At 53.6% G+C, this 13,698-nt stretch carries 17 protein-coding genes and 1 other annotated feature; of the genes, 15 read left to right on the forward strand and 2 right to left on the reverse strand.

The genetic code is table 11. The features are described from left to right. Nucleotides 1-79: 79 nt before the first annotated feature. The 15 genes from KNP85_RS11100 (at nt 80) to KNP85_RS11170 (ending at nt 12,083) form a co-directional block, all read left to right on the forward strand. A complete protein-coding gene (locus tag KNP85_RS11100) occupies nt 80-667 on the forward strand; it encodes a Maf family protein (RefSeq protein WP_214803058.1) in 588 nt (195 codons plus the stop codon). Nucleotides 668-696: 29 nt separating this feature from the next. Then, on the forward strand, nt 697-1,320 hold the full coding sequence (gene radC, locus KNP85_RS11105; protein ID WP_021066873.1) for a RadC family protein: 624 nt from the start codon (nt 697-699) through the stop codon (nt 1,318-1,320). Nucleotides 1,321-1,506: 186 nt separating this feature from the next. Further along, nucleotides 1,507-2,343 (forward strand): DUF2785 domain-containing protein, encoded by an 837-nt coding sequence (locus KNP85_RS11110; RefSeq protein ID WP_214803060.1) that lies wholly within the window; start codon nt 1,507-1,509, stop codon nt 2,341-2,343. A gap of 204 nt (nt 2,344-2,547) precedes the next feature. Further along, on the forward strand, nt 2,548-3,585 hold the full coding sequence (locus KNP85_RS11115) for a rod shape-determining protein (RefSeq protein WP_021066877.1): 1,038 nt from the start codon (nt 2,548-2,550) through the stop codon (nt 3,583-3,585). Nucleotides 3,586-3,598: 13 nt separating this feature from the next. Then, nucleotides 3,599-4,489, forward strand: coding sequence for a rod shape-determining protein MreC (mreC, locus tag KNP85_RS11120; protein ID WP_214713915.1), 891 nt, complete (start codon nt 3,599-3,601; stop codon nt 4,487-4,489). Nucleotide 4,490: 1 nt separating this feature from the next. Continuing rightward, complete coding sequence (gene mreD, locus KNP85_RS11125) at nt 4,491-4,985, forward strand: rod shape-determining protein MreD (RefSeq protein WP_052013683.1); 495 nt, start codon at nt 4,491-4,493, stop codon at nt 4,983-4,985. 5 nt (nt 4,986-4,990) lie between these two features. Continuing rightward, a complete protein-coding gene (locus KNP85_RS11130; RefSeq protein WP_021066880.1) occupies nt 4,991-5,659 on the forward strand; it encodes a septum site-determining protein MinC in 669 nt (222 codons plus the stop codon). 5 nt (nt 5,660-5,664) lie between these two features. After that, entirely contained in the window at nt 5,665-6,522 is an 858-nt protein-coding gene (gene minD, locus KNP85_RS11135) for a septum site-determining protein MinD (protein ID WP_021066881.1), read from the forward strand. 42 nt (nt 6,523-6,564) lie between these two features. Then, on the forward strand, nt 6,565-7,890 hold the full coding sequence (locus tag KNP85_RS11140) for a ribonuclease E/G (protein ID WP_214803063.1): 1,326 nt from the start codon (nt 6,565-6,567) through the stop codon (nt 7,888-7,890). Between the two features lie 55 nt (nt 7,891-7,945). Then, nucleotides 7,946-8,017, forward strand: a sequence feature (ribosomal protein L21 leader region). 15 nt (nt 8,018-8,032) lie between these two features. After that, a complete protein-coding gene (gene rplU, locus KNP85_RS11145; RefSeq protein WP_016508528.1) occupies nt 8,033-8,341 on the forward strand; it encodes a 50S ribosomal protein L21 in 309 nt (102 codons plus the stop codon). A 3-nt stretch (nt 8,342-8,344) separates the two neighbouring features. After that, a complete protein-coding gene (locus tag KNP85_RS11150) occupies nt 8,345-8,680 on the forward strand; it encodes a ribosomal-processing cysteine protease Prp (RefSeq protein ID WP_031200131.1) in 336 nt (111 codons plus the stop codon). A gap of 12 nt (nt 8,681-8,692) precedes the next feature. Then, nucleotides 8,693-8,974 carry a 50S ribosomal protein L27 gene (rpmA, locus tag KNP85_RS11155; protein ID WP_016508537.1) on the forward strand — a complete coding sequence of 94 codons (282 nt, stop codon included), beginning with the start codon at nt 8,693-8,695 and terminating at the stop codon, nt 8,972-8,974. Nucleotides 8,975-9,049: 75 nt separating this feature from the next. Beyond that, the gene (locus KNP85_RS11160) at nt 9,050-9,490 is read left to right on the forward strand and encodes a Spo0B domain-containing protein (RefSeq protein ID WP_021066884.1); all 441 of its coding nucleotides are present in this window, start codon (nt 9,050-9,052) and stop codon (nt 9,488-9,490) included. Beyond that, entirely contained in the window at nt 9,491-10,780 is a 1,290-nt protein-coding gene (gene obgE, locus KNP85_RS11165) for a GTPase ObgE (RefSeq protein ID WP_021066885.1), read from the forward strand. Between the two features lie 16 nt (nt 10,781-10,796). After that, nucleotides 10,797-12,083, forward strand: coding sequence for a hemolysin family protein (locus KNP85_RS11170; protein ID WP_052013679.1), 1,287 nt, complete (start codon nt 10,797-10,799; stop codon nt 12,081-12,083). A gap of 43 nt (nt 12,084-12,126) precedes the next feature. Here the strand turns inward: KNP85_RS11170 and KNP85_RS11175 are convergent, their stop codons facing one another. Both KNP85_RS11175 and KNP85_RS11180 read right to left on the reverse strand, forming a co-directional pair. Next, a complete protein-coding gene (locus tag KNP85_RS11175) occupies nt 12,127-12,903 on the reverse strand; it encodes an NUDIX domain-containing protein (RefSeq protein WP_058763233.1) in 777 nt (258 codons plus the stop codon). A 124-nt stretch (nt 12,904-13,027) separates the two neighbouring features. After that, nucleotides 13,028-13,609 (reverse strand): DedA family protein, encoded by a 582-nt coding sequence (locus tag KNP85_RS11180; RefSeq protein WP_214713909.1) that lies wholly within the window; start codon nt 13,607-13,609, stop codon nt 13,028-13,030. Between the last annotated feature and the right edge of the window lie 89 nt (nt 13,610-13,698).

Raw genomic sequence — 13,698 nt, forward strand, 5'->3', positions numbered from 1 at the left:
TGCCCGTTTGCCTACAATCGACAGTGAACTGTGATACGGGAAAGAAGCCCGTTACGCACATATAGAAGGAGTCGTTACAATGAAACCAACACAGAAACGTGTCATCCTCGCCTCGATGTCACCGCGACGGACCGAGCTGTTGACCCAGGCCGGCATCACGCATGAAGTCATCCCCTCGAACGTCATCGAAGGGACGAACGGTCGGGAGCATCCGGACGAGTACGTCGGACGCCTCGCCCGCGAGAAAGCGATGGACGTCGCCCGCGACAACCGCGACGCCATCGTCATCGGCTCAGATACGGTCGTCGTCTTAGACGGGACGATTTTAGAGAAGCCGAAAGACCGTGACGATGCGCGGGACATGCTGCAACGGCTTTCGGGAGCGACGCATGAAGTGCTCACCGGCGTCAGCATCATCGGGTCCGAGCGGCAGGACTTGTTCGTCACGACGACGCACGTCACGTTCATCGACATCCCGGACGCGTGGCTCGACGGCTACCTCGATTCGACGGAGCCGTACGATAAAGCCGGCGCTTACGGCATCCAAGGATCGGGCGGTCTGTTCGTCGAACGGCTCGAAGGAGACTTTTATAACGTCGTCGGTCTGCCGATTCGTCCACTCGTCGAGACGCTCGAACGACACGGGGTATCGCCGCGCTTTCTGTGAATGAAGCGAAAGTTGGTGAAGGAATGACCATGGTGCTCGACCGAAGTGTTGAATCCGCGATCGCCCGGCTGCTCCAAATCGGGGGCAGGGGTGGCGACCCGCACGAGACGGCCCGACGGCTGTCCGACGTATATCCGACGCTCCGGGCGCTGTCGCAGGCGTCTGTGAGCGACCTCTGTCAAATCGAGGGCATGACGAAGAAGAAAGCCGAGCAGTTGCTCGCGGCGTTTGCAATCGGTCTCCGTTACGTCGAGGAACCGAAAATGGAGACGCCGACGATCCGTTCGCCGCAGGACGCCTATGAACTGCTTCGTGATGAACTCCGACTGTTGAATCAGGAACATTTCATTTGCCTGTATTTGAACACGAAGAACCAGCTCATCGCCCGGAAGACGCTGTTCGTCGGTGGGCTCAATTCGTCGATTGTCCATCCGCGCGACGTGTTCCGCGAGGCGCTCAAGCTGTCGGCTGCTTGTTTCATCGCCGTCCATAACCATCCGAGCGGGGACGCGACCCCGAGCCGGGAAGACATCGAAGTGTCGGAGCGTCTTGTTGAGGCCGGTCATATCGTCGGCATCGCTTGTCTTGACCACGTCATCATCGGGGAGGACCATTACGTCAGTATGAAGCAACGTGGATATATGAACGGGTGAACAGTGGGCAGGCGTATATGCGTCTGCTTTTTTGTTCAGACTTCATACTTCCTGACGTTCAGTCGCCGTCTTCATCGTAGTCATATTTTAGATGTTGTTGGTCCGTAACAGGAATCGTTCAACCGGTCGTCGAACACCGAGAGTAGACGTTTACATGCGACCTACGAAGAGGGAATGTGATCAGACATGAATGAAGAGACTATTTATAGCGAGCTTGATTTGAAAGTGATTTTGACAGATATCAAGGACGGGACGGTTCGTTTACAGGAATTAGATGAGGAGCGGGTCATCCAATCCATGCTCCATCACATCGGCTCGACGGATGCAGAGCTTCGGGACCAGTTGATTTACACGCTGTTTTATCGCTTCATCATCGAAGACGATCACCTGACGAACGAACAATTGACGGATATGCTCCACACGACGCTCAAATATCATTTGTTCCACGGAATCGGGGAGACGGCATCGGACACCGTCTTCACGCGGGCGTTCTCGACGCTGTTGATCGCCTTGATCGTGTATCAGGACCGGCAACGAGGATTTTTATCGGAAGCGGATCTCGACATGTTGAAGGCGAAGCTCCTGGCCTATCTCGATTGTGAAATCGACACGAGAGGCTATGTGCCTGGGAAAGGCTGGGCCCATTCGATCGCCCACGTGACCGATGCCTTCGATGAGCTCGTCCTGCATCCGCACCTCGATGAGACGGAATTCGGTGAGATGCTCGAGGCGCTATGGAACAAGGTGATGATGCCGACCGTATATATGCATGACGAGGATGAACGGTTGTTGAATCCTATCTTTGCCTTATTGCAGCGCGGGATGGACGAACACGAGCTCATCGTTCTGTTAGAAGACTTGCCTGCCCGATTGAGCGCACAAAAACAGCAACTCGAGCCCGAACACTATTGGCACGTCGTGCATAACGTGAAAACGTTTTTGAAAAGCTTTTTTGTCAAACTGCATGAGACGGAGCGACCTGTGCTTCAAACGGCAGTGCTGCTCACCTTGAAAAATATGTGACGATTGCGAGAGAGAATCCAAGCAGGCGCTTTCACGCGCTTGCTTTTTGATTTGCCTTTTTGTCGAAAAGAAGGCACACTAATATACGGTGAGACAGGACTGAGATGAACGTTATTGTAAATAACCTGTAATCGAATGAACGTTTTCAAACATGATTTTTCCGTTATAATAAAAAATAGTGTAACCAAGAGAGGAGCAGCACGTATGTTTCGTAGTTTTAACCGAGAAATCGGAATCGACCTTGGAACGGCAAATACGCTCGTTTATGTAAAAGGTCAAGGCATCGTTGTTCGTGAACCGTCCGTAGTGGCGTTCCGTACAGATACAGGTAGAATTGAGGCCGTGGGTAACCAGGCCAAGGATATGATTGGACGTACGCCGGGTAACGTCACGGCACGCCGTCCAATGAAAGATGGGGTTATCGCCGATTTCGAAACGACAGCGACGATGATCAAATACTTCATGGAGCAAGCGCAGAAATCGAAGAGCGGTTTGTTCTCATCGAAGACGAACGTCATGATCTGTGTGCCAAGCGGCATCACGTCAGTCGAAAAACGTGCCGTGGAAGACGCAGCCAAGCAAGCGGGCGCGCGTGAAGCGTACACGATTGAAGAACCGTTCGCGGCAGCAATCGGTGCCGGTCTCCCAGTTTGGGAACCGACAGGCTCGATGGTCGTGGATATCGGTGGCGGTACGACCGAAGTCGCAGTGATTTCACTCGGCGGCATCGTGACGAGCCAATCGATTCGTGTCGGCGGTGACGAAATGGATGACGCCATTATTCGTTACATCAAAAACAAATACAACCTCATGATCGGGGAGCGGACGTCAGAGACGCTCAAGATGGAAGTCGGTTCGGCTCGCATCGACGCTTCGAACGAAAATGAGAAAATGGAAATCCGTGGTCGCGATCTCGTGACAGGTCTTCCGAAACAAATCGAAGTATCGGCTGCTGAAGTGTGTGAAGCACTCTCGGATACGGTCGAAGCGATCCTTGCTGGCGTGAAACAAACGCTCGAGCAGACGCCACCGGAACTTGCGGCTGACGTCATGGACCGCGGCATCGTCCTCACAGGCGGTGGAGCACTCCTTAAAAACTTGGATGACGTGATCTCAGATGAGACACACATCCCGACACTCGTCGCGGATGAGCCGCTCGATTGCGTCGCCATCGGGACAGGAAAATCTCTTGAAATGATGGACGTCCTCCGTTCAAAATCAGGCATCTCGTCGCGTCGATGAGTGGTGACACACGATGAGCCGGTTCGTACGGAATAAAAAGCTCATCATCACGCTGATCGGTATCATCTTATTCGTAGTGATTTTAGGGGTTTCGATTCGAGGACGGTCGGAATCCGCTTGGTACCAAGACGTCACGCGTGATGTGGTCGGAACGTTCCAACGGGTGTTCACGGTGCCGATCGGCTGGATGGACAGTACCGTGTCCTCGATTTCGAACGTACGCGATATTTATGAAGAGAACCGTCAATTGAAACAACATTTGACGAAATACGCGGAAGTGTCGGTCGAAGCCGATGACCTGCGCCGCGAGAACGAAGAATTGCGGCAAATGGTCGAGGCGGCCGATACATCGCTCCGTGACTTCGATTTGATTCCCGCCGAAGTGATCGGGCGCACGCCGAACGACTGGCAGCGCTATGTGACGATCAACGTCGGGGAAGAGCGCGGTGTCGAGAAAGGCATGGCCGTCACGGCCGCCGGCGGTATGGTCGGTCGCGTCATTCAAACGAGCGCCTACACGTCGCAAGTGCAACTCCTCTCGGACAACAACCGGACGAACAATGTCTCGGCCGTCGTCAAGGACGAGGACGGCAAAGCGACGTACGGGACGATTGACGGCTTCGACAGCGAGACGAACGAGCTCTTCTTCACGAAGGTCTCGAACAGCGTCAAGTTGAAAGAAGGCGAAATCGTGTCGACGTCAGGTCTCGGTGGCCGTTATCCGGCCGGTCTTGTCATCGGAACGGTCGAGTCGATCGAGACGGATGAATATGGCGTATCTCAAGTCGCCCGCATCAAACCAGAAGCGGACTTCAATGAGTTCTCGCAAATGTTCGTCATCAATCGAACGCTCGACGAACCGTTCTTGACGGGTCCCGAGGAAGGAGGAGAAGCGGGTGAGTAACATGAAAGTGTTCATCGCCCTGTTCCTCCTCTTTCTTATTGAAGGGACATGGGCCGCCATCTTCTCATGGCACTATGTGACGCCGTTCTTGTATTTGACACTGATCGGCTTGATGTACGTCGGTTTGTATGGTCGCTTCGAGGCGGCGTTCGGATTCGGACTCGTCTTTGGACTGTTGTATGACATCGTCTATACCGACTTGCTCGGAATTTACTTATTTACTTTTTCACTCATTCCTCTCTTAGTCAGCTTCGTGTTAAAATATATAGGTGAGAACTTCTTCTCGGTCGTCATCACGTTCACGTTCATGATTCTCGTGTTTTCCTTCGGGATCTTTAGCGTCATGACGGCGGTCGGTGGGACGACCATGACCATTCAAACACTATTAGTTGAACAGATTCCAGGGACGCTCGTCGCCAACGCTGTCGCCATCGCATTGTTATACGTGCCGATGACACGATACGTGGCGCCGCGACCTGTAGCGAAAAGAGGGTAGCCATGATGGAGCGTAAACGACATATTACGATAAAAGGACATCGCAACGGTATTGCAATCCACTTCAATCCACGGAGTGGCATCGATGAGGTGCTCGGAGAGCTTGAGGCCACGTTACAAGAAATGGAGCCGCCCTCTGGGAAGATTGCACTCAAATTGCACGCGGGTACTCGTTATTTAGACGAGGAGCTGTCACGTCAAATTCGTGAAGTCGTCGCTCGTCATGGCGTTTTTTATATCGAGGAGCTATCGAGCGAGGTCATGTTGACCGAAGAAGCGAAAGCGACCTACGGCAAAAAGACGTTCCACTACCATAGCGGGACGATTCGAAGTGGACAAGTGCTCGATTTCGATGGCTCGGTGCTCATTATCGGAGACATCAACCCGGGGTCCGAGGTTCGGGCGACGGGAAGTATCTATTGTTTAGGGACGATACGAGGAAATGTGCGTGCCGGTGTCGAAGGATGGGAGGAAGCGGTCATCACCGCCAGTCTACTCCATCCGAAGTTTTTAGCGATCGGTGAACACGTGCTCGCGTCGGACGACGGCGAAGAGCTTCCGGAGATCGAGATGGGATGCGCATATCAGACGAATCAAGGCATTGAAATGACGCGTCTCCGTCAAGTCATGACTGGGCTGAAAGACGCATATGCAATGGAATTACAGAGAGGGTGAGTTTGATGGAGCAAGTAGTAGAGCCTGTACATACAGCGAAAGAAGTGAAGAAAGGTCGGTCCATCGTCGTGACGTCGGGGAAAGGTGGCGTCGGGAAGACGACCACGACCGCGAACCTCGGGACCGGCCTCGCATTGTCTGGTCACTCGGTCTGTCTCGTCGATACGGATATCGGTCTTCGTAACCTCGACATCATCTTAGGACTCGACAACCGCAGCATCTATAACCTCGTCGACGTCATCAACGGCCAATGCAAATTGCATCAGGCGCTCGTCCGTGACAAGCGGTTCGAAGAGATGTATCTCTTGCCTGCGGCCCAGTCGAAAGACAAGACATCGGTCCAACCGGAGCAAGTGAAAGAAATCATCGACCAGTTGAAGACAGAATATGATTTCGTGTTGATCGATTGCCCGGCCGGCATCGAGCAAGGCTTCATGAACGCCATCGCCGGCGCCGATGAGGCCGTCGTCGTGACGACGCCTGAGAAGGCGGCCGTTCAGGACGCGGACCGGATCATCGGGATGCTCGAGCAAGCGGAACATGTCGCTGCGCCGAAATTGATCGTCAACCGCGTCAAGAACCACCTCGTCGAATCAGGGGACATGCTCGACATCGATGACATCATGCGCATCTTGTCGATCGACCTGCTCGGCGTCGTCGTTGACGATGAAGAAGTCATCGCCGCCGCGAACCGCGGGGTACCGGTCACGATGAACCCGGATAACAATGCCGGACAAGCGTACCGCAACATCACGCGCCGGATTCTTGGGGAGTCGGTGCCGCTCATGTCGATTCAGACCGAACAAAAACCGGTCGGCTTCTGGACACGACTCATGATGAAATTTGGAATGAAAAAAGCCTAAGGCAACGAAAGTTGCCTTTTTGTGTCGAAAGGAGAGACGCATATGCGATTGATCTATGAACGGACCCCGTCCATCGAACGGGCCATGCTCGTCGACGGGGAGCGTCTGCTCGAAGTCGAGGAACGCTTCATCGACCAACTGTCGATCGGGACGATTCTCGAGGCCGCGATCGAACGGATTCATCCGTCGCTCGGCGCCGCGTTTTTGACGACCGGCGAGACGACGCTCTTCTTGCCGATTGCCGAGACGCTGAAAGCGCTCGAGGCATATCCGGAAGTGCCAGCCATCGGTCAGGCGGCCGTCGTCGGTGAGAAGCGGCTCGTCCAAGTGACGAAAGAAGGCATCAACGGCAAACACCATAAAGTGACGGAGAACATCCGCTTCGGCGGACGGTATATCGTTTACTTCCCTTATGGTCGGCGCCAGTTGTATAGTCGCAAGCTCGATTTCGTCACCCAGGACCGGCTATCGAAAGTGTTCGACCTCGAAGAGGCAGAAGGGGTGTTGTTCCGGACCGAGTCGGGGCAGGCTAGCTCTGAAGACCTTCAAGAAGAGCTCGACTTGCTCCGGACGCGTGCCAAGGACGTCATCACGGCACGCGGGGGACAGGATGAGCTGTTGTGCGAACAGTTCGTGAGACGCCATGTGGTCGAATCGGTCATGTTGAATGACAAGGAAGCGCAGGAACGGTTGACGCGGCTCGAGGTCAACGTCGAACGTCACATCGGCAAAGGCCGGATGAAAGAAGCTGTCCGGCTCGACGGGGCAATCGAGAAGCTGGGTCAGCGTGTCGTCTGGCTCGAAGGCGGCTCGTACGTCTTGATTGAACAAGTCGAGACGATGACCGTCATCGATGTCAACAGCGGCAAGAACGTCGCCGTCAAAGACAAGGGGCGCGCCGCCGACACGATTAACGAGGCCGCGCTCTACGCCGTCATGGAACAGCTCCGGTTACGCAATATCGGCGGTATGGTCGTCATCGACTTCCTGAGGGGGTCAAAGGATGGACAAGCCCGGCTCTTGAAGAAGATGAAAGAGCTCGGTGCCCGCGATCCGCGCCGTGTCGAAGTGTACGGCTTCACGCGCATGGGCTTGTTCGAACTGTCGCGAGAACGGACCGGACGTTCGATGCAAGACCGGATGACCTATAACGGTAACCCGTCGAAGCTTGCCGTCTTCTCGCAGGTGGAGCGGACGCTGATGGAGCTCGCGCCTCAAGCCGAGGGTGTCGTCGTGACACTCCCGAGCAAGTGGCATGACGCGTCGTGGGACGCTTTTGACTGCACGGTCTTCCTCGTCGACGGGGAACCGGATGTGGCGTTCTACGGGACGCTCGAGGAATGTCAAAATTTCGTATCTCGTCATTGACAATGATTGAACGAGAGTGGTATTATCTATAACGTTAGTTCGTTTGGAAGCACCCAAATGGCTACAACCGCACAGAACGGGTTGAAATGGTTTCGCCCTGCCCTGGATGGCGAGTCTGAGTTTAATAAGGAGGTGCACGTATATGTACGCAATCATCAAAACTGGTGGTAAGCAAATCAAAGTTGAAGCAGGTCAAGAGATCTACATCGAAAAACTCGATGCTGATGTCGAGGGTACTGTAGAATTCGGTGAAGTTCTTTTCGTTGGTGGTGACGATGTTAAAGTCGGAGCTCCACTCGTAGAGGGCGCTAAAGTCGTAGCAACTGTCGTTAAACACGGTCGCGCGAAGAAGATCACTGTCTTCAAAATGAAAGCTAAGAAAAACTACCGTCGTAAGCAAGGTCACCGTCAGCCTTACACGAAAGTTCGCATCGAGAAAATCGAAGCGTAAGCTATGATTCGAGTAATGGTCAGACGAGACGAGACGAAGTCGATTCGTTCCGTTGAAGTGACAGGTCACGCCAACTTTGCTGAACCCGGTTCTGATTTGGTCTGTGCCGGCGTTTCTGCCATCATCTTTGGGGCATATAACGCTGTCGAGGTACTTGCCGGTCAATCGCTTCTTGTAGAAATGGCAGACAAAACAGAGGGTGGCTACTTTTATGTCGAGACATATCCTGACGTATCACCGGAGGACATGACTCGCACCCAACTGTTATTAGAAGGGATGCTCGTGCAACTAGACACGATCGCCCATAGTTACGGTGATTATATCCAAATTGAACAATAGGAGGTGGACCTCATGTTACAATTGAACCTTCAGTTCTTCGCATCGAAAAAGGGAGTAGGATCGACTAAAAACGGTCGTGACTCGATTTCGAAACGCCTCGGCGCTAAACGCGCTGACGGACAGACTGTTTCAGCTGGATCGATTCTCTACCGTCAACGCGGTACGAAAATTCACCCAGGTGAAAACGTCGGCCGTGGTGGCGACGACACATTGTTTGCAAAAGTTGACGGCGTAGTACGCTTCGAGCGTCTTGGTCGCGACAAGAAACAAGTGAGCGTTTACCCAGTTGCGTAAGTAGAACCACGCAGAAGACTCTAGCCACTTATTTGGTTAGAGTCTTTTTTACTAGTTTTACTAGGAGAGGATTTCATGAACTCACAAGCAGCACTGAAACTATTATCGACCGTCCGTCACGAATGGATGAATCGGCTTCAGATGATCTCCTTGTACGCGGCGCTCGAGCCTGAAAAACTTGAGGAGCTGTATGAGCGATATCGTCAGCACGCCGACGAGGAGAGTGCGCTCATTCGCTTGGACATGCCGACGACGAGTCTCGTCCTCATGCAAGCGAACTGGGAAGGGCGGTTGACCTATAAGGTATCGGCCGACCGCGTGTCGCTAGACGACGCGCGCGTGGCGGACAAGCTTGTCCGTCTTCTGTCAGGAACGGATGGACCGATTCATGTGACGTTCACGGACGGACTGATGGTCCGCGTCTTCGGTCACGTACCGGACGACGTGTTCACGTCAGATGAAGTGTACGAGCAAACAGTAGAATGTTCTACGTTCGTTATAAAGGAGGGGAATTAAATGTTTGTCGATCAGGTTAATATTTTTGTAAAAGCTGGAGACGGCGGTAAAGGGATGGTTGCATTCCGCCGCGAGAAGTATGTTCCAGACGGTGGACCAGCAGGAGGAGACGGAGGTCACGGTGGTGACGTCGTCTTTGAAGTAGAAGAGGGATTACGTACACTCGTTGATTTCCGATTCTCGAAAAAGTTCATCGCCCATGACGGTGAAAAAGGGATGTCGAAAGGCATGCACGGACGAAAAGCGAAGCCGCTCGTCGTCAAAGTCCCACCAGGTACGATCGTGTTCGATGCACAAACAGATACGGTCATCGCCGACCTTACCGAGCACGGCCAACGGGCCACGATCGCCAAAGGTGGACGCGGGGGCCGCGGGAACTGTCGTTTTGCGACGCCATCTAACCCGGCACCAGAGATCGCCGAGAACGGGGAGCCAGGTCAAGAGCGTGAATTGCGCCTTGAGTTGAAATTGCTCGCTGACGTCGGTCTTGTCGGATTCCCGTCAGTCGGGAAATCGACGCTCTTGTCAGTCGTCTCGTCGGCACGCCCGAAAATCGGCGCGTACCACTTCACGACAATCACACCGAACCTCGGTGTCGTCAAGACGGCAGACGACCGTGACTTCGTCATGGCCGATCTTCCTGGACTCATCGAAGGGGCGAGCCAAGGCGTCGGCCTCGGTCACCAATTCTTGCGTCACATCGAGCGGACGAAAGTCATCGTCCACATGATCGATATGAGCGGCATGGAAGGGCGCGACCCGTTCGAAGACTACACGACGATCAACCGCGAGCTCGAGTCGTACAACTTACGTCTCCTCGAGCGTCCGCAAATCGTTGTCGCCAACAAGATGGACATGCCGGATGCGCCGGAATTACTTGAAGAGTTCCAAAAGAAAATCGGAGACGACGTCAAAGTCTTCCCGATCTCGGCACTCGCCAAAGAAGGACTTCGCAATCTGCTCATCGAAGTAGCTAACCTTGTAGACTCGACACCTGAGTTCCCACTCGAAGAGCTCGAAGAGAAGACGGCCACACCACGTGTCGTTTATCGTTACGAGAAGGAAGAGAAGGGGTATCAGATTCATATTGATGAATACGAACGCTTCGTGATCACAGGGCCTCGTATCGAGAAGCTCTTCAAGATGACGAACTTCGATCACGACGAATCCATCAAGCGCTTTGCGCGTCAAATGCGTCAAATGGGCGTCGATGACGACCTTCGCAAGTTAGGTGCCGAAGACGGCAGCGTCGTCGCCATCTTGGACTTTGAATTCGAATTCGTCGAATAATCTTTTTAATTAGGAAATGGAGTGTGAAGTAAACGTGGACCCTGTGCCCTCGTCTAGTTTAATTCTTTATGTAGTTTTAGTTATGTTGTCAGCCTTTTTCTCTTCTGCCGAGACCGCGCTCTCGAGCGTGAACCGTGTCCGGATGATTCGTATGTCGGAAGATGGGGACAAGGGCGCCAAGCGCGTCCTTCACCTCGTCGACCGCTTCGACGATACGCTCTCGACGATTCTCGTCGGGAACAACATCGTCAACATCGGGGCGGCGACCGTATCGACGGCCATCGCCACGAGTATTTACTCGGGCGGGACCGGCCTCGTCATCTCGACGTTCGCGACGACCGTCATCATCTTGATCTTCGGTGAGATTTTACCGAAGTCGCTCGCGAAAGAGTTCGCCGAGAAGTATTCGCTTCTCATCAGCGGCATCTTGCTGTTCCTCGTCAAAATCTTGAAACCGGTGACGATGATTTTCACTGGCTTGAAGAAGTTGGTACTCCGGATGATCGGGATGAACGAAAAAGAACCGTCGGTGACGGAAGAAGAGTTGAAAGTGCTCGTTGATATGGGAGAAGAAGAAGGGGTGCTCGGCGAGACCGAAGCGGAACTCGTGCATAGCGCCTTCGCCTTCAACGACATCACTGTCGACGATGTGTTGACGCCGCGGATTGATATCCTCGCCGTCGACATCGACGATACGCTCGAAGAAATCAAAGACACGATCTTTAGCGGTGGGCATTCTCGTCTACCGGTATATAAAGACTCGATTGACAACGTCATCGGGGTGTTGTCAGAACGTGATTTCCTTCGTTCGATGATGCGGGATGAAGTGACGGACGTTCGTTCGCTCATTCGTCCGCTCACATACGTATCACCGCAGACAAAATTAATTGAACTGCTCCCAGTCCTTCAGCAAAAACAATCGCACATGGCGATCGTCCTCGACGAGTTCGGTGGGACGGCCGGCCTCATCACACTCGAAGACATGCTCGAGGAGCTCGTCGGAGACATTTGGGATGAGCACGATGAGTCGATCGTCTATCTCAAACGACTCCGTGACGGCGTCTACGAGTGTATGGCCGACATGGATGTCGATGAATTTGCGGATGAGATGGGAATTAAAGAACCTGAAGTAGATGCCAACACGATGGGTGGTTGGATCGTCGAACTGTTAGGAGACATTCCAGAGAAAGGTGCGCGTGTCACGTATGAAGACATGACGTTCACCGTTCTCCACGTCGAAAAGCGTCGGATTCGCAAATTGCTCGTCGAAACGGGTCAATCCGAAGCGGCGGAACAAGCGTAAACGAACAAAGGAGGGATCGCCAACCGGCGGTCCCTCCTTTTGTTTATACAGTATGATGGCGCTCGACGCGTTCGAGCAGCTCGTAAGGGCGTACTTTATAGATGGCGTGCGGCATATACGTCGGGTCGATCGCATCAAGCAGGCGCATCTGGAAATGATCGCGCTTGATATAGTCGCCGACGTTCGAGGCGTCGACCTTGAAGAAGCCGACTTCTTGCGTCTCGCCTTCTTGCGGTTGCAGGTCGCCCGAGACATAGCGGGCGCGGAACGTGACACAGAGTACGCGCGAGGACACGTTTTGATAGATGCCGGTGATTCCATCGACCTCGATCTCAATCCCGGTCTCTTCTTTTACTTCGCGATGCACGGCGTCGACGATCGACTCATGTTCCTCGACTTGTCCGCCCGGCATCTCATACGTGTCGTTCCGATGCGTGTTCTGAACGAGGAGCACCTCGCCGTCGGCGTTCGTGACGTAGGCTGTCACGGAGACGATGGTGCGCGGCGGTGTGTAGTGACCGGTCGGCATCATGAACTCCTCGCTCGACTTGATATATAAGTCTTTGCCGAGACGGGCCCGCTTCTTCATCGCCTCGCGGCGCAGGCTGCTCGAGCGGTAATCGCGTTCGACTTGTTCGTAATGCTCGCGGTCACGATATTCCCAGAGGGCCATGACCTCGTCCTTGTCTTCGGTCACCCAACGACCGACGAGACGGGCGCCGTGCGATACCTGTATCGGATACAGGTATGTATGGAAAAACTCGGTGAATTCATCTAAGCGTTCAGGACGGATGGTGTACGTTTTTCGACGATGGAACATGGTAATTCCTCCTTTGAAGGTGGCTGTCTCTATTCCGAGAAAAAAACGCTTTCCTCACTATTCTTAATTCGGTACCAGATCCGATTTTCCCTCTATTCAAAAAAGTCAGTTCGAGCGAATCTGCTCAGGCTGACTTTTTGAATAGACGCGGATTCGCGCGGATATAGCGGATGAGGACATATAGTCCGATGGCGGTGCCGACGTACGGCAAGAACCCGTGCGTGACTTCGCCGATATGACGCCAATTGCTACCAAGCATCATCCCGAGTTTGACGAACACGAACGACCAGACGGCGAAGACGACGACGGTCACCGTCAAAAATTTCCGGAACGACAAGCGCATGACGCCGGCGCTGACGGCGAACAGCTGGCGCCAAATGACGCTCAGACAGACGATCCAGGCGCCATACGTATCGAACCATGTCTCGGCGCGTTGTTGCTTCGCCTCACTGATGCGAAATGACTTGTAGAGCCGAAGGGCGACAGGACGACCGCCGTAACGGCCAATCCAATAGAGAACGATTTGACTGAGGACGAACGCCGACCACGCGAGGAGGAAGACGAGCAGGAACGAGACGTCGAGAGAACCGATTAAGTGACCACCGTAGGCGAGCACGAGCTCATTCGGGATGAATTGGATGAAGATACCGAGCGGGACGCTGAAGACGCCGCAGCCGAGCAACAGTTGTTCAAAGAAATGCCACATGACCGTTCCCTCCTTTCCAAATTTTGTACGGTCTTTGTTCCATCCATCAGTATAACGGACATGGACCGAAAGCAAAAGAAAAGATGTCA

The organism is Exiguobacterium sp. s194 (assembly GCF_018618275.1).
Lineage (GTDB): Bacteria > Bacillota > Bacilli > Exiguobacteriales > Exiguobacteriaceae > Exiguobacterium > Exiguobacterium chiriqhucha.